Consider the following 15835-nt stretch of genomic DNA (forward strand, 5'->3'; position numbering starts at 1 on the left):
GTCGCTCGGACGGATCCGGGCGCTTACGTGGACAATTCATGACTGACTCTTCATCGCCGCGCAGCTTTGCGCGCATCGATCGCCTACCCCCATACGTTTTCAATGTCACCGCCGAGCTCAAGCTCGCGGCACGCCGTCGCGGCGAGGATATCATCGACATGTCGATGGGTAATCCCGACGGCGCCACGCCGCCGCACATCGTGAGCAAGCTGGTCGACACGGTACAACGCCCCGATACCCACGGCTACTCGGCCTCGAAAGGCATCCCGCGCCTGCGCCGCGCCATCGCCAAGTGGTATCAGACGCGCTACGACGTGAGCTTTGATCCGGACTCGGAAGCCATCGTTACCATCGGCTCCAAGGAAGGCCTGGCGCACCTGATGCTGGCCACGCTGGACCAGGGCGACACGGTCCTGGTGCCGAATCCCAGCTATCCGATCCACATCTGGGGCGCGGTGATCGCCGGCGCGAATATCCGCTCGGTACGCATGACGCCCGGTGTCGATTTCTTCGACGAACTGGAACGCGCGGTGCGCGAGAGCTACCCAAAACCGAAGATGATGATCCTTGGCTTCCCGTCGAATCCAACCGCGCAGTGCGTGGAGCTGGAATTCTTCGAGCGCGTGGTGGCGCTGGCCAAGCAACACAACATCCTGGTAGTGCACGACCTGGCCTATGCCGACATCGTGTTCGACGGCTGGAAAGCGCCGTCCATCATGCAGGTGCCGGGCGCGCGTGAAGTGGCGGTGGAATTCTTCACGCTGTCCAAGAGCTACAACATGGCCGGCTGGCGCGTCGGCTTCATGGTGGGGAACAAGGAACTGGTGGCGGCGCTGGCGCGCATCAAGAGCTATCACGATTACGGCAGCTTCACGCCGGTGCAGGTGGCGGCGATTGCGGCGCTGGAAGGCGACCAGCATTGCGTGAGCGAGATTTGCGCCCAGTACCAAAGCCGCCGCGACGTGCTGCACAAAGGCTTGTGCGAAGCCGGCTGGCCGGTCGACAAGCCGAAAGCCTCGATGTACATCTGGGCGCGTATCCCGGAAGCGTATCGCCATCTCGGTTCGCTGGAGTTTTCCAAGCTGCTGCTGGCGGAGGCCAAGGTTTGCGTCTCCCCCGGCATCGGCTTCGGAGAGTACGGTGATGAATACGTGCGCTTCGCCCTGATCGAGAACGAAGCGCGGATCCGTCAGGGCCTGCGTGGCATCAAGGCCATGTTGCGCAAGACTTCCGCATAAATCTGCACGAAGTTTAACCCGCATCAAACCATGTGTTTGATGCGGCGGCTACCGTAGCTCTCAGGACCATCTTCGGAGCTACCGCCATGTCTCAATTTCCCACCGGTGCCAGCGCACGGCGCTTGGTCGCCTCCGTCCAGAAACTGGAACGTACCCTGTCCACCGCCGGCTTGCCGCGATTTATGGCACGCTTGCCGGTATGCTGGCTAAGCTGGCATTACTGCCGCATGCTGGACCAGAAAATCGTGCGCATGCGCAAAATCGCCGGCAAGTTTGATAGCTGGGGGCCGACCATCCGTGAAGTCTCGCCGGTGGCGCAGGAGAGGCTGGAAATGCTGGACCTCGATCACAGCATGCGCACCGATATCGAATTCACCAAAGTCACCATGATGGAATTGCGCGACTACTGCACCGACATCGGCCGCATGTTCGAGCAGTTGGGCTACGACTCGGCCGCGCTGAAGCGCCGGCAGGCCACGCTGGTGGCGGTGCTGGAAGCGTCCTGCGCTTCGGCCAGCCGCATGCAGGAGGCCCTGACGCGGCATGACGATCTGGTGCTGGCGCGTTTGCGGGCCGAGGCCGACGCCGCCTCGGCTGCGGCAGCGCGTGCGGCTGTTTAGAAGCCTTCCAGCACGATTTTGCCCTTGGCGGTGTTGCTCTCTATCAGGGCGTGGGCGCGCTTGAGGTTGGCGGCGTTGATCTTGCCATAGCGCTCGGCCAGCGTGGTTTTCACCGCGCCGGTTTCCACCAGCTTGGCCACATCGTTCAGCAGCTGGTGCTGCTTCTGAATATCATCGGTCTGGAACATCGAGCGGGTGTACATGAACTCCCAGTGCAGCGAAACGCTCTTGCGTTTCAGCGTGCGCACGTCAATCGAGGCCGGGTCGTCGATCAGTGCGACTTTGCCTTGCGGCGCGACCAGCTCGCTGATGGCGGCCCAGTGATGGTCGGTCTGGTTCAGCGCGGCGACATATGCGACAGGCGGCAGCCTGTCGGGCGGCAGGCCGAGGCGGGCGATTTCTTCGTTGAGCGGCTTGCTGTGGTCGATCACATGGTGCGCGCCCAGCTGCTTGATCCACTCGCCGGTTTCCGGACGCGAGGCGGTGCCGATGATGGTCAGGCCGGTCAGCTGGCGCGCCAGCTGGACCAGGATGGAGCCGACGCCGCCTGCCGCACCAATCACCAGCAGCGACTTGCCCTGCGTGGCGCCGGCGTCGCGGCTCACTTCCAGACGGTCGAACAGCAATTCCCATGCGGTGATGGTGGTCAGCGGCAGCGCGGCGGCTTGCGCGAAGTCGATATTCTTTGGCTTGTGGCCGACGATACGCTCGTCCACCAGATGCAGCTCGCTATTGGTGCCGGCGCGGGTCAGGTCGCCGGCGTACCAGACTTCATCGCCCGGTTTGAACAGGGTCACGTCCGGGCCGACCGCTTTCACGACGCCGGCGGCATCCCAGCCGATGACCTTGGCCTGGCCTTCGGCCGGCGGCACGTTGCGGCGGATCTTGGTGTCGACCGGATTGACTGAAATGGCGCGCACTTCGACCAGCAAATCGCGGCCGGTGGCTTGCGGGGCTGGCAGCTCGATATCGATCAGGGCGTCAGCGTGGTCGATCGGCAGGGACTGGCGGTAGGCAATGGCTTTCATTCTTAAAATGCTCCGAAAAGGTTGGTATGGGCGTATCATCATTTATTTCGTGGCGATGAAAAAGAGGCGTTTCGCCGAAACACTTTCAAAAATATGCTGAAACTGGATGATTTGACCGTATTTGTCCGCACTGCCGACCGGGGCAGCTTGTCGGCCGCCGCCCGCGAGCTCGAGATCTCGCCGGCCTTGGCCAGCGCCGCCGTCAAGCGGCTGGAAGGCGAGTTGAAGATACGTTTGTTCGCCCGCACCACCCGGTCGCTGCGGCTGACGGAGGAGGGCGAAACCTATCTGCGCCATGCGCGCGAAGCGCTGCGCCTGCTGCAGGAGGGGCACGACGCGCTGATGCAGGGCAAGGAAACGCTGGGTGGCACGCTGAAGATTTCCATGCCGTCCGACCTCGGCCGCAACATGCTGGTGGGCTGGCTGGACGAGTTCCAGGCGCTGTACCCCAAGGTCAGCTTCCAGCTCAGCATCAGCGACCGCGTGTCGGACATGTACCGCCAGCCGGTAGATATCGCCATTCGTTACGGCGTGCAGGAAGATTCCAGCCTGATCGCTTTTCCGCTGGCGCCGGAGAACCGCCGCGTGCTGGTGGCCTCGCCCGAGTACATCAAGCAGCACGGCAAGCTGGGCTCGCTGGACGAACTGACCCGTCACAACTGCCTGCGCTTCATGCTGGAAGACGTGATCCACGACCGCTGGAGTTTTTACCGCGATGCGGAGGCCGAGCCCGAAATCATCCACGTCAACGGCAACCGCAGCGTGGACGATGCCGACGTGGTGCGGCGCTGGGCGGTGGCGGGGCTGGGCATCGCCTACAAATCGCGGCTGGACCTGAGCGCCGACATCCGCGCCGGCCGGTTGCAGGTGCTGCTGCCGGACCTGCTGGGCGAACGCACCGCGCTGCACATGCTGTGCATGCACCGGTCGCAGGTCACGCCGACCGTGCTGGCGCTGCGCGACTTCCTGCGTGCGCAGTGTGAAAAAGCTTAAGGCCGCCTGAAATCGGCCGTTGGCGTGCTTGCGCCGCAACAAAAAGCGCTTACCATAGCGTCAACAAAAACACGGGAGAGAGTCATGACCGACACCCAGCGCGATATTCTGAGCGCCGGTTTTTCACTGACGCTGATTGCACTGGCCGCCTTTGTGATGCACCGCTTCTTCCTGCCGCTGATCTGGGCCGGGATTTTATGCGTGGCGACATGGCCGTTGTACCGGCGCATGCGCGAGCGTTTCGGCCGCCATCACATCGTGGCGGCGGCCGTGCTGACCTTGCTGCTGGCGGCGGTGTTCATCATACCGGTGCTGCTGGGCGTGGCGCAGGCGGCGAAGCAGGCGCCGGAACTGGCCAATTACGTTGTCACCGCCAACACGGACGGCATCCCGGTGCCGGCCTTCATCCAGCACCTGCCGGTCATAGGCGATTCGATTACGGAGTGGTGGCAAGCCACCCTGAGCCAGCCGCACGGTCTTTCCCATTTGATGTCCGACCGTGAAATCAACGGCTTCCACTCGGCCAGCGACATGATCAAGGTGGCCGGCGTCGGCTTCATGCACCGGCTGGTGAATTTCGGGCTGGCCTTCCTGTGTCTGTTCTTCTTCTACAAAGATGGCGAGGTACTGAACTGCCAGATCACTGCCATCGGCAGCCACTGGTTCGGCCAGGTACGCTGGGGCCACTATGCGCAGAAAATCCCGACCGCCATCCGCGCCACAGTCAATGGACTGGTGCTGGTGGGCTTGGCAGAAGGCGTGTTGATCGGCATCGGCTATGCGCTGGCCGGCTTGCCATCGGCGGCATTGTGGGCGGCGGCGACCGGCATCCTGGCGATTATTCCGTTTGGCGCACCGCTGGCATTTCTCGGCGCAGCGGGTCTGCTGGCCTTCAAGGGCGCCATTCCGGCAGCGATTGCCGTGGCGGCCTGGGGCGGCGTGGTGCTATTCGTAGCGGATCACTTTGTACGGCCCGGCATCATCGGCAACGCCACGCGGCTGCCATTCCTTGCCGTACTGTTCGGCATACTCGGCGGGGTGGAAACCCTGGGCCTGGTCGGACTGTTTATCGGTCCGGTCGTGATGGTGCTGTTTGTGACGCTGTGGCACGAGGCGCATCCGGAGACGGATGTCGGTTCGCCAGTTGCCAAACCCAGGTGAGGAGCGCTAACGAGGCAGCGGCGTTGGCCGGCCTGTCATGCGACTGGGGAGGGCAACTGGCACCGGCAACCATTAGTGAGCCTTCGATTTCGACAGGATCAGCAGCCAGCGGCGGAACAGCAGCACCTCGAGGTGACCTGCTTGCACGCCGGTGTCGCATTCCATGATCGGGTTCACTGCGTAGAAACGTTTGCGAAAGTCGCGGCACACCATCATTTCGCGTTTGCCCATGCGAACCATGAAAGAGGTTGGCAGGTATTCCAGACCGAAACGGGAACCATAGCTGCTGTTCAGAGTGCTCATGTGAATTCCTTTTGTTGGTGATGTGTTTAACGAGGAGTTCAGAATAGCATAACTACTGTATGAATAAACAGGTACTGTGCAAATAAACAGTAAATTCGTTGTTTCGTGGTTTTTACGCCAACTTCATCGGCCAAGTGGTCAGGAGGACCAAATTTCTAACAAATTGCTCAGTTTCGTGGAGGCAAGACTGTCTCCGGGCGGCGAATTCGGTTTGCATTTGACCTTGGGGATGGCTTTGCTGCTGTTTTCGGGCTATGTATTCCATGAACTGGCCGAGGCGGTCATGGGGCAGGAGGCCATCACCGTGCTGGACGTGCAGGTGGCGCACTGGTTCAATGCCCATGCCGCCGAGCCGTTCACCGGGCTGATGCTTGGCGTCTCGGCCATGCATTCGGTGGCCGGCATGGTGCTGCTGTTCTGCGCGCTGGCGGCGTGGCTGTGGCGCGAACGGGCGTATTACTGGTTGTTGGCGCTGGTGTGCTCGGTGCCGGGCGGGATGCTGTTGAATGTGGTGCTCAAGCACGTGTTCCAGCGCGCGCGGCCAGTGTTCGAGGATCCGTTGGTGACCCTGGCGACCTATAGCTTCCCCAGTGGCCATACAACGGCAGCCACTTGCTTCTACGGCTTGCTGGCCAGTTATCTGGTGATGGCCCGCCCGGCGTGGAGTGTGCGCTTGGGAACAGTAGCGTTATGCGTGGCGATGGTATTGTTGGTGGCATTCAGCCGGGTCTACCTCGGCGCGCACTATGTCAGCGACGTGCTGGCCGCGATGGCGGAGAGCGTGGCTTGGCTGGCGGTGTGCATTACAGCCATCTCCACATTGCGCCGCAGGCGTGAAGCTAAAACGGTATAAATCATATGGATCAAATCGTTGTCATCGTTAATGCGAAGGCGGGGCTTGGCTACTGTGGTGGCTGGGGCGCGGCGCTGGCCGAGAAGTTTGCCGCGCAAGGCGTGACGGTCGATATCACGCTGGCGCAAAGCGGCGAGGAGATGATCGCGCGGGCGCAGCGGGCCGTGGAGGAGGGCGCGACCACGGTGGTGGCAGGCGGCGGCGACGGTACCATCAATGCGGTGGCGTCGGTGCTGGCGGGCACGCCGGCGCGGCTGGGCGTGCTGCCACTGGGGACGCTGAATCACTTCGCCAAGGATTTGAAGATTCCGCTGGAGCTGGATGAAGCCGTGGCGAATGTGGTGCAAGGCGTACCGGCCAAGGTGGATGTGGGCGAGGTGAATGGCCGCATCTTCCTCAATAATTCCAGCCTCGGCATCTATCCGGACATTGTGCGCGACCGCGAGCAGCAACAGCGTCACCTCGGACGCAGCAAGTGGCCGGCGTTCGGCTGGGCCTTGCTGACTGCCTTGCGGCGTTTTCCGTTTTTGAGTGTGCAGCTCAGGATCAATGGCGAGGAGCATTTGCGGCGCACGCCATTTGTCTTTATCGGCAACAACGAATACCTGCAAGGCCTGACGCTGGGCGCGCGGGAGCGGCTGGATACCGGCCAACTGTGCCTGTACGTGGCGCAGAAGCCGACCCGGCTCGGTCTGCTGCGCTACGCTGTGCATGCGCTGTTCGGCCGCCTGCAGGAGGCGCGCGATTTCGATGTGCTGTCGGCGCCATCGCTGACCATCGAGACCCGCCACCAGCGCATGCGTGTGGCCACCGACGGCGAAGTGACGCTGATGACGGCGCCACTGTGCTATCGTTCAAGGGCTGCGGCATTGACGGTGATCGTGCCGCCTGCGGCCTAGGAGGGGAGCATGCGCACCATTGTCCATTTGTCGGATCTGCACTTTGGCCGGGTCGATCCGGACTTGCTGCGGCCTTTGCAGCAGCTGGTGACCAGGCTGGCGCCGGACGTGGTGGTGGTTTCCGGCGACCTGACCCAACGCGCCAAGACCGAGGAATTCAAAGCCGCGCGCGCCTGGCTGGACACCTTGCCGGGGCCGCAGATTGTGGTGCCGGGCAATCACGACATCCCGCTGTATAACGTCGCCAGCCGTTTTCTGGCGCCGCTGCGCAAGTACACGCGCTACGTCACGCTGGACCTGGCGCCGGAATATGCGGATGAGGAGATCGTCATCCTCGGCCTCAACACCGCGCGCTCGCTGACCTTCAAGGATGGCCGCGTCAACAAGGAACAGCTGGCGCAGATGCGCCAGCGCATGCAGGCGGCGGGGCCGGATCACACGCGCATCATCGTCACCCACCATCCCTTCGATTTGCCCGAGCATTCCGACCCGGATGATCTGGTCGACCGCGCGCCGATGGCGATGCAGGCGTTCGCCGAGTGCGGCGTGGACGTGCTGCTGGCGGGCCATCTGCACACCAGCCATGCCAGCAACAGCGCGCAGCGTTACAAGATCAGCGGCTACGCGGCGCTGGTGGTGCAGGCAGGAACGGCCACTTCGACGCGGGGGCGTGGCGAATCTAATTCCTTCAATGTGCTGCGCGTGGCGCCGGACGATGTGCAGGTAGTGCGCTACAGCTGGATCGAAGGCACGGCCAGCTTCGAGCCGGTGCACACTGAATGCTTCCGCCGCAGCGGCGATGTGTGGTCATTGGCGGGGGAAGCCTGACTTTCTTATAGCCAGTAGTTCATGAAGCGTGCTGCCCATTCCTTCATGCGCTGCACCATCGAGCGGTCGCGCCATAGTTCCAGTGTGATCTGGTTGGAGTCGCGCATGTCTTCCTGGAAGGCTTTCTCCATCTCGGTGCCGAAGGCCGTGCCCATGACGATCACGTTGACCTCACTGTTGTGCAGGAAACTGCGCATGTCGATATTGGTCGAGCCCACCGTCGACCAGGTGCCGTCGATGACGGCGGTCTTGGCGTGTAGTACCGCCAGTTTGAGCTGGTAGATTTTCACGCCGGCAGCCAGCAGGTCGTCGTAGAAAGCGTGGCCGGCGTAGAACACCAGTCCGCTGTCCGACACGCCCGGCAGCACGATCTTCACATCCACGCCGCGCTTGGCCGCTGCGATCAGCGCGTCCACCGTTTGCCGGTCCGGCACGAAGTAGGCCGAGGTGATGTGGATGGATTTCTTCGCTTCCTGGATCGCCAGCGCGTAGGCCTTGTAGATTTCAAACTCGCCGCCCGGCTCGCTGCCCAGCACGCGCACCGCCTTGTCGCCGGCCACCACCAGCGGCGGGAAGTAATCGGCATCCGGCAATTCTTCCTTGCCCTGCGAGGTCCACTGGCGCATGAACAGCCATTGCATCGAACGCACTGCCGGGCCTTCGATCTTGAGATGGGTGTCGCGCCAGCCCACTTGCGATTTGTCGGTCGGCCGCGAGGCGGAGCGGAACAGCGAACTTTTCGCATAGGTAGCGCTGATGTTGATGCCGCCGGTGAAACCCACCTTGCCATCGACGATCAGCATCTTGCGATGGTCGCGGTTGTTCAGCTTCCAGCCCTCGCCGCTGGCCTTGGCCGGGTTGACCGGATTGAATTCGATCAGGTGGATGCCTGCATCACGCATGCGCTTGAAGAATTCGGCCGGCACGCCGATGGTGCCGACGCTGTCGTACAGGATATTGACGGTCACACCTTGCCGCTGTTTTTCGATCAGCGCATCGGCGAATTTCAGACCCAGCTCGTCCTGGTCGAAGATATAGGTTTCAAGGTTGATGTGGTTGCGCGCGGCGGTGATCGCCTTCAGCATTTCCGACATGGTCTGCGGGCCGTCGAACAGCAGCGTGCATTTGTTGCCGGCGATGAGAGGCTCGCCGGTGGCCGCTTCTTCCAGTGCTGCTTGCGGCCAGCGCTTGGCCAGCTTGCTCATGGTGGCGGCCGGCGCTACCCGGTCGCCCAGATCCTGCACATCGGGCAGCGATGCGCATGCGCCCAGCAAACCCCAGCACATCATCAGCATCGGGAGCCAGTGGTGCATGCGCAGCGATTTCATGTGTGTTCTTCCTTTGATCCAAAGAAGAAGCCGACCGGGGCCTCACGGAAGCGACGCCCCAGCGCCTTCAGCAATTGCCAGCCGTGCTTGAAGTGCACCTGGCGCGAACGCAGCGCCACCCACAGCGCCAACCCGAAACTGACCAGCAGGTTGACCGTACCGATGGACAAGAAACCTGCCACCGAGGTCACAACCAGTTCCCAGCTGACATTGTGATCGAGTCCAACAATTGCTGTCGCAAAGTTGGCGGAGGAGAACGTCACGTGCCGGATATCCAGCGGAATGCCCAGCACGAAGCCGATAAACGGCATCACGCCCAGCAGGATGCCGAAGAAGAAATTCCCCATCAGCCCGCCGAGGTTGTTTTCCATGTAGACGCCGAGGCGCTCGGTGCGCTCAACGCCCAGCAGCCAGCGCAGGCCGCGCAACTGCGCGATGCGCTGCGCCCAGCGTGTGTACAGCGCCTTGTTGTCGTAGTAGCCCGAAATCAGGCCGGCCACGAACAGGCAGACGCCGGCAATCGCCGCGTAGATCAGCGTCGGCGCGTGGATCGGATCGATATCGTGCAGCAGGTGCATGGCTTTTTCCGGCGACACCAGATGATGGCCGGTGATCAGCGGCCACGCGATCGCAATCGCGTAGGCGGTCGGGATGGCCACGGCCAGGTTGCCCAGCACCGCCATGTTCTGGGTGCGGATCACCTTGGCGCACAGCTCGGCCATGCTGTCCAGATCGATGTTGCGGCCGTCCTTGGACTGCAGGCCGGTGGCGATGCGCGAGGCTGTCATGGCCGGCTGCTTGGTCGCCACCGTGAAATGCAGCAGGTGGATGAACATGAAGCCCAGCGAGTAGTTCATGCTGAACAGGAAGGCTTCCACCAGCGGCGCAGCACGCAGGTAGGACATCAGGATCTTGAACAGCGCCATGAAGCCGATCACCAGCCCGGCGCCGGCCGAGGACACGAACATGGCGCCCAGCTGCTGGCGGTTGTCGGCCACGTAGTGCTCGCCGGTGTGGCTGGCGTTTTCGGTGACGTTGCGCGCCAGCAGGTCGATGTTATCGCGCAGCAGGTCGCGCACCATGTATTTGTTGTTGTGCGCTTCGACCAGTTCCTGCCACAGCGCCACGGCGGCGTTGCGGCGTTCGCCGTCGTGCTGCTCGTCGACCAGGAACAGCAGCTTGCGCATGCGGTCCAGGCTCTGCGTCAGCGATACCAGCAGGTAGGTGAGGGCGATGCTGGTGCCCTGGCTCAGGGCTTTCTTGCGGATCTTGGCGATCACCGCGTCGCACTGGTCGAGCATGACCAGCAGGTGGCGCGTGTCTTCAAGCTCGACTGCTTCGCCGGCCAGCTTGCGCTGGTAGCCGTCGAGATAGGCGTTGACCTCGAAGTTCTGCACCATGAACGGTGATTCGTAGGTCTCCATCTCGGTATGGAAATTGGTCAGGCGCGGCTCCAGGCCGATGGCGCACACGCGGTAGGACAGGGTGCGGATCGCATCGAGCAGGCCGGGCAGCATCAGGTGGCCTTCGGCCGGTGCGGCCTGCCGCACCACGTCCAGCAGGGCCAGCCAGTCTTCGGCCGGCACGGCGGCGATCCACAGGTAATCGGTGCGCTTGTAGACGATCTGGTCCAGCGCTTCGCTCAGGTAGTCGTTGCCCAGCGCCGGCGGCAGGATGCGGTAGGCGATGCGGGTTTTCAGTTCGGTGAAGAAGCCGTCGTTGGACAGCACGCCGATCTCGGTGTACAGGCTGGCATGGCGGCGCGTGGCGATCAGGTTGCGTGCGTACAGGTGCAGCGCCAGCGCATGCTGCGGATTGCCTTTCAACAGCTGGCACAGCGTGCGTACATTGGCGATGGCCCGCGCGCCATCGCTGGCGCGGCGGGGACGTAAGGTGTCGAACAGCTCGACCATCGGGCCGATATCGCTATTGTCCGGCGTGATTTTTTCGAGGATCTCTAGCATCGCGCCAGTATACCGGCGGCATTTGCGCCTGTATGTACGCTGGCGAACATAGTTTCCTTACTGCACTTTTGCAGGGCAAGTCGCGCTCAGCCAGCGTCCGCTTGACTCCACGTTGGCGCTGCGCGGACCGGCGCCGGTATTGTTGGTGACCTGCATGGTCATGCTGTAGGCGCTGTCGCCGTTGAAACGGATCTGGCCGTTGCCGCTGGAAGCCGGGTCGGTGCAGGTGTAGGAGACGTTCATGCCGCCCGCCACTGGTTCCTGCTTCGAGGTGCATTTGCCTTTCTGGTTCATCGGCAATTCCTTGCGCGAGGCCATTTCCGGCGTGACGCAGGCGGTCAGCGTGATGGCGCCGTCGCTGCCGGCCTTGGGCATGGAGATGCCGTTCTTGGCCATCATCGCCTCCACCTGCGCGCGCTGCTCGGGCGGCATGGCGGCAAACTGCGCGGCGGCGGCGCTCATGGCCTGGTCTTGCTGGGCGTTGCCGGTCTTGACCTTGCTGGTGATTTCCCACAGGCCGGGCTTGATGCTGTTTTGCGCAGAGGCTTGAGCCGCAGCCAATATTGCCAAGGTAAGCATGAGACGTTTCATAGGTCCTCCCGAAAACGCCTAGCATAAACGAAAACGGCGCCCCGAAGTTGGGGCGCCGTTCTGTCCGCTGGCGGAGAGCGCTACACGCCGCGTCCGCTAATCAGGCGCAGCAGCACGGCAATGACGGCGATCACCAGCAGGATGTGGATGAAGCCGCCGAGGGTGTACGACGTGACCAGGCCCAGCAGCCACAGGATGATCAGGACAACAGCGATGGTGTATAGCATAATTATCTCCTCGGGTTGTGTTGCATTGATTATCTGTGCTGGCCGTCGCCGATTCTGTACGGTGACGTACCTAGCGTGTTAGTCCATCGAGCGCAGCTGGCCGTTGACCACGCGCACCGAATCACCCGAGCGCCACGCTGGCTGCTGCGAGTTATGGAAGGTGCGCTTGGTGCCGTTGTCCATGCGGACCACGACGTCCCAGCTGTGGGTGGTTTTCATATTGCCTTCGATCTGGTTACCGGCCACCGCGCCGCCGACTGCGCCAGCCACGGTTGCCAGCTGACGGCCGTGGCCGCTGCCGACCTGGTTGCCCAGCAGGCCGCCCAGCACCGCGCCGCCGACCGCGCCGACTCCGCTGCCTTTCGGACGGTGCTCAATCGCACGCACGGATTCCACCACGCCGCAGTTGGCGCATGGCGCCTGGCGGGCTTCCTGCTCCGGCAGCGGGGCCGGGCCTTGTTGCGGCGCTTGCGCCAGCGACTGTTCCGGTGCTGGCGGCATGCCGCTCACTTGCGTCGGCACGGTGGCGCTGGAAGTCGGCAGCCAGCCCAGAATGGCCGCGCTGCCGACACCGCAGAAGAGCACCACCGCAACGGCGGCGATGACCATGATCGGATGGGTGGCTGGTTTGTTTTGGGTGTCCATGAGGATGTCCTTTGTTTTTAGTTGAGGATAATATTTTCCTCAAGGACATCTAATTCTTCCGTGCGTCAGCGTACATACGGCATAAATTATTGCCGTTAATCTGCGGCCATGCTTACCTCGACCTCCACTTCCATCGATGACGACCGCGCGCCGCTCCGGCTGGCGAACAACCGCCTGCTGGCGAGCTTGCCGGACGACGACCAGCTCCAGCTGGCCGAAAAGTGCGAGACGGTGCGGGTGGAAAACGGCCAGGTGTTGTCGGAGCCGGGGCAGGCGATGCAGTATGTGTACTTTCCTATTGATTGCCTGATCTCGCTGCTGGGCGTGGCGCAAGGGCGCATGACGCTGGAAGTTGGCCTGCTGGGCCGCGAAGGCATGCTGGGCGCCTCGCTGGCGCAGGGCGCGGCGATGGCGCAGGTGCGCGCGGTGGTGCAGCGTTCCGGCCGCGCCTACCGCATGGCCGCCGCCGATTTCATCGCCGAGTTCGAGCGCATGGAATCGCTGCAGCACCTGCTGCACCGCTACACCGGTGTACAACTGGCGCAAGCGATCCAGATTGCCGTATGCAGCCGCTTCCACGTGCTGGAAGCGCGGCTGGCGCGTTCGCTGCTCATCACGCGCGACCGCCTGCAATCGGACAAATTCCACCTGACCCACGAATTCCTGGCCCATGCGCTGGGCGTGCGGCGCGTCGGCGTGACCAAGGCCGCCAGCGCCTTGCAACAGCAAAAGCTGATCAGCTACAGCCGCGGCAATATCGAGATCCTCGACGCCGCCGGGCTGGAAGCGGCGTCCTGCCATTGCTACGATCTGTTCAAGGAAAAATAAAAACGGACCCGCAGGTCCGTTGAAGATGGGACTGTCGGCTTTTAACGCGGCGGCTTCTGCACTTGATTGCCGATCACGCCACCCACCGCTGCACCGCCCACGGTGCCGACCGCGCTACCGCCGGTCAGGACCGAGCCGGCCACTGCACCAACGCCGGCGCCGATGGCGGTGTTCTTGTCTTGCCCCGACATATTGGCACAGGCACTCAGGCCCAGGGTGGCTGCCAGAATGGCGGTGGTTGCTGCAATACGCTTGATGTTGTTCATGATGAGCTCCTTGTTGTAGATGCTGACCACAGCATAAGCAAAGCGGCTCGGTGCTTCGGTTCGGCAACACACGTAAGACCGCAATCAGGGCGGTGGCGCGGCCGGCTTGCCGCCCGCCTGCGCGATCAGGGCCTGGCAGCCGCTGCTGGTCTCGCCGGGGCCGGTGCTGACCAGCGGCACGATGGCGGCGACCGGCGCCACCACCGCCAGCGCCAGGGCGCCGCCGGCGCGCAGGGCCAGCGTGCCCTTGTCCACGCTGAGGTCGGGTTCCTTGAAGGTGCCGCGCACGTAGATCGGCGCGCGCAGCGAAATCACGCGCATGCTCTTGGCGTCCGGCCGCAGGGTCAGGTCCAGCTTTTCGTTGCCGAGGTTGACATTGCCGCTGATGTCGATGCGTGCCTCGGAGGTGTCGACCACGAACAGGCGCGATTTCATCAGGCCGTTGGTGACGGCAAAATCGGTCACCATGCAATTCAGCTTGACCTGCTTGTCACCGACCAGCTTGGTCAGCACCACGCTGCCGATGTTGAGCCCCATCGCTTCCAGCAGCAGCTTGCTGACGCTGCCTTCGCTGACCACGCCTTTCAATTCGCCGTTGGACGCGCCGAGCAGGCTGGCCACCGAGTTGCCGGTGGCCGACAGCGACAGGTCGGCGTTGATTTCACCGACCGTGGCCTGCATGCCGTCGATGTTGGGGAACAGCTTCTTGAGTTGCAGCTTGCGCGCGCCGGCCTTGAGTTCGGCGCGGATGGCGTTGGGGTTGTGCTTGCCGCTGCCGTCCAGCATCACGTTCGAAGTGAAGCGGCCACCGGCGATATCGAAGTTCATCGGCGTCAGCGCCAGCACGCCATCCTTCAGGTGCAGCTGGGTGTCGAGGTTGTTGATCGGCAGCGCTTTTTCGCGCGTGATTTGCGCGGCCTTGAAGTTGACATCGGCATCGATGGCGGTCCAGCGCTCGGTGCGGAACTGTTCCACCGGCAGCACCTTGTTGCCCGGCTGGACGGTTTCCGAACCGCGCGCTTCCTTGCTGGCGTTGGAGTCGGCGCCGATCAGCGGGCCGAGGTCGGACACCTGCAGCAGCTTCGATTGCACCGAGCCGCTCAACAGGGGGCGTGCCGCACCGGAGCCGGTCTTGAAGGCCAGCTTGCCGCCGATATCGCTGCGGCCGACGGTGCCGGTGAACTGGTCGTACAGCCAAGCGCTCTGGTGCGCGCCGAGCGTGCCGGTGAGATGGCCTTCGGTGGCAAACGGCGGCGTTTCCGGCAGCAGCACGCCGGTCAACGCGTACAGCCGCGCCATGCTGGGGCCGGACAGCTTGAGCCGCACATCGAGCGCCGCCAGCGCGGCCGGCTTGGTCAGCGTGCCTTCGATGCTGATGCTGGTGCCGCCGACGTTGAGCTGGGCCGCCAGCGGGAACGGCTTGGCTTGTTCCTGCAGCGACAGCACCGCGCCGGCCTTGCCGTTGCCGCTGAAGTCGCGGTTATTCCACTTGCCGCGCAATTGCCACGCCACGCCGTAGCGGGCGTCGTTGATGGTGTCGATGTGGGCGGTGGCGTCGACGTGGGTCAGCGCATCGGCGTAGCGCACCGTGCCCTTGGCCAGCACCACGCTGTGCACGTCCACCGTCCATGCGGAGGGCTGGTCGTCGCTCTTGAAGGTCCAGTTGTTTTTGCCGTCGGCGTCGCGTTGCAGCAGCAGGGCCGGGTTGTCGAAGCGCAGTTCGGGAATCTCGATGCGCTGGCGCAGCAGCGGCAGCAGTTCGATGGCAAACGCCAGCTGGTCGACGCTGGCCATCTCGGCCGGCATGCCGCGCGGATTGCCGAGGTGGACGTCGCGCGCCACCAGATGCGGCAGCGGCAGCCAGCGGCCTTGCCGGTCCCAGGCCAGCGACACCGGGCCGCGTATCTCGAACTGGCGCTCGAGCGCCGCGCTGATTTTCTCGTTGAGCCAGGGGCGCGCGCGGTTCCAGTCGACGTGGTTGAGCACGACGACGGCGGCGGCCGGGATGGCCAACGCGATGGCTACGGCGATCAGGGTGCGGCGGGACTTGAGCATGGCGGATA

General features: G+C 63.2%; 17 protein-coding genes. 8 read left to right on the plus strand and 9 right to left on the minus strand.

Annotation, left to right across the window (positions count from 1 at the left end):
* Window positions 1–38: 38 nt before the first annotated feature.
* Both alaC and BMZ70_RS00675 read left to right on the plus strand, forming a co-directional pair.
* Window positions 39–1238, plus strand: coding sequence for an alanine transaminase (gene alaC / locus BMZ70_RS00670; RefSeq protein ID WP_092268711.1), 1200 nt, complete (start codon window positions 39–41; stop codon window positions 1236–1238).
* 86 nt (window positions 1239–1324) lie between these two features.
* Window positions 1325–1858 (plus strand): hypothetical protein, encoded by a 534-nt coding sequence (locus BMZ70_RS00675; RefSeq protein WP_092268713.1) that lies wholly within the window; start codon window positions 1325–1327, stop codon window positions 1856–1858.
* Here BMZ70_RS00675 and BMZ70_RS00680 read toward each other — a convergent pair.
* Window positions 1855–2886, minus strand: a complete 1032-nt coding sequence (locus BMZ70_RS00680; RefSeq protein ID WP_092268715.1) for a zinc-binding alcohol dehydrogenase family protein — start codon at window positions 2884–2886, stop codon at window positions 1855–1857. The genes BMZ70_RS00675 and BMZ70_RS00680 overlap by 4 nt on opposite strands.
* Before the next feature lie 93 nt (window positions 2887–2979).
* Here BMZ70_RS00680 and BMZ70_RS00685 point away from each other — a divergent pair, with 93 nt between their 5' ends.
* Both BMZ70_RS00685 and BMZ70_RS00690 read left to right on the plus strand, forming a co-directional pair.
* Complete coding sequence (locus BMZ70_RS00685) at window positions 2980–3879, plus strand: LysR family transcriptional regulator (protein WP_092268717.1); 900 nt, start codon at window positions 2980–2982, stop codon at window positions 3877–3879.
* An 84-nt stretch (window positions 3880–3963) separates the two neighbouring features.
* Window positions 3964–5040: an AI-2E family transporter gene (locus tag BMZ70_RS00690; protein ID WP_092268719.1), complete on the plus strand. Its 1077-nt coding sequence runs from the start codon at window positions 3964–3966 to the stop codon at window positions 5038–5040.
* A gap of 72 nt (window positions 5041–5112) precedes the next feature.
* Here the strand turns inward: BMZ70_RS00690 and BMZ70_RS00695 are convergent, their stop codons facing one another.
* Window positions 5113–5343 carry a hypothetical protein gene (locus BMZ70_RS00695; RefSeq protein ID WP_090192292.1) on the minus strand — a complete coding sequence of 77 codons (231 nt, stop codon included), beginning with the start codon at window positions 5341–5343 and terminating at the stop codon, window positions 5113–5115.
* A 211-nt stretch (window positions 5344–5554) separates the two neighbouring features.
* Here BMZ70_RS00695 and BMZ70_RS00700 point away from each other — a divergent pair, with 211 nt between their 5' ends.
* From BMZ70_RS00700 to BMZ70_RS00710, 3 genes are read left to right on the plus strand one after another with little or no spacing between them, the layout of a single operon-like run.
* Window positions 5555–6196, plus strand: coding sequence for a phosphatase PAP2 family protein (locus tag BMZ70_RS00700; RefSeq protein WP_229205234.1), 642 nt, complete (start codon window positions 5555–5557; stop codon window positions 6194–6196).
* A gap of 5 nt (window positions 6197–6201) precedes the next feature.
* A complete protein-coding gene (locus tag BMZ70_RS00705) occupies window positions 6202–7095 on the plus strand; it encodes a diacylglycerol/lipid kinase family protein (protein WP_092268722.1) in 894 nt (297 codons plus the stop codon).
* Between the two features lie 9 nt (window positions 7096–7104).
* Window positions 7105–7923 carry a metallophosphoesterase family protein gene (locus BMZ70_RS00710; RefSeq protein ID WP_092268724.1) on the plus strand — a complete coding sequence of 273 codons (819 nt, stop codon included), beginning with the start codon at window positions 7105–7107 and terminating at the stop codon, window positions 7921–7923.
* Between the two features lie 5 nt (window positions 7924–7928).
* Here the strand turns inward: BMZ70_RS00710 and cls are convergent, their stop codons facing one another.
* The 5 genes from cls to BMZ70_RS00730 all read right to left on the minus strand — a co-directional run bounded on the left by cls (window position 7929) and on the right by BMZ70_RS00730 (window position 12678).
* Complete coding sequence (gene cls, locus BMZ70_RS00715; RefSeq protein ID WP_092268726.1) at window positions 7929–9251, minus strand: cardiolipin synthase; 1323 nt, start codon at window positions 9249–9251, stop codon at window positions 7929–7931.
* Complete coding sequence (locus BMZ70_RS00720; protein WP_092268728.1) at window positions 9248–11215, minus strand: site-specific recombinase; 1968 nt, start codon at window positions 11213–11215, stop codon at window positions 9248–9250. Before BMZ70_RS00720 ends, cls begins: the two co-directional genes overlap by 4 nt.
* A 57-nt stretch (window positions 11216–11272) precedes the next feature.
* Window positions 11273–11806, minus strand: a complete 534-nt coding sequence (locus tag BMZ70_RS00725) for a DUF3617 domain-containing protein (RefSeq protein ID WP_092268730.1) — start codon at window positions 11804–11806, stop codon at window positions 11273–11275.
* Window positions 11807–11886: 80 nt separating this feature from the next.
* Complete coding sequence (locus tag BMZ70_RS27835) at window positions 11887–12033, minus strand: lmo0937 family membrane protein (protein WP_130300958.1); 147 nt, start codon at window positions 12031–12033, stop codon at window positions 11887–11889.
* Between the two features lie 78 nt (window positions 12034–12111).
* Window positions 12112–12678 carry a glycine zipper 2TM domain-containing protein gene (locus BMZ70_RS00730; RefSeq protein WP_229205235.1) on the minus strand — a complete coding sequence of 189 codons (567 nt, stop codon included), beginning with the start codon at window positions 12676–12678 and terminating at the stop codon, window positions 12112–12114.
* Window positions 12679–12786: 108 nt separating this feature from the next.
* Here BMZ70_RS00730 and BMZ70_RS00735 point away from each other — a divergent pair, with 108 nt between their 5' ends.
* Window positions 12787–13506: a Crp/Fnr family transcriptional regulator gene (locus BMZ70_RS00735; protein ID WP_092268732.1), complete on the plus strand. Its 720-nt coding sequence runs from the start codon at window positions 12787–12789 to the stop codon at window positions 13504–13506.
* Window positions 13507–13547: 41 nt separating this feature from the next.
* Here the strand turns inward: BMZ70_RS00735 and BMZ70_RS00740 are convergent, their stop codons facing one another.
* The gene (locus tag BMZ70_RS00740; RefSeq protein WP_092277365.1) at window positions 13548–13772 is read right to left on the minus strand and encodes a glycine zipper 2TM domain-containing protein; all 225 of its coding nucleotides are present in this window, start codon (window positions 13770–13772) and stop codon (window positions 13548–13550) included.
* A gap of 84 nt (window positions 13773–13856) precedes the next feature.
* On the minus strand, window positions 13857–15827 hold the full coding sequence (locus BMZ70_RS00745) for an AsmA family protein (RefSeq protein ID WP_092268734.1): 1971 nt from the start codon (window positions 15825–15827) through the stop codon (window positions 13857–13859).
* Window positions 15828–15835: the final 8 nt, after the last annotated feature.

The organism is Duganella sp. CF402 (assembly GCF_900109645.1).
Classification (GTDB): Bacteria; Pseudomonadota; Gammaproteobacteria; order Burkholderiales; family Burkholderiaceae_D; genus Rugamonas.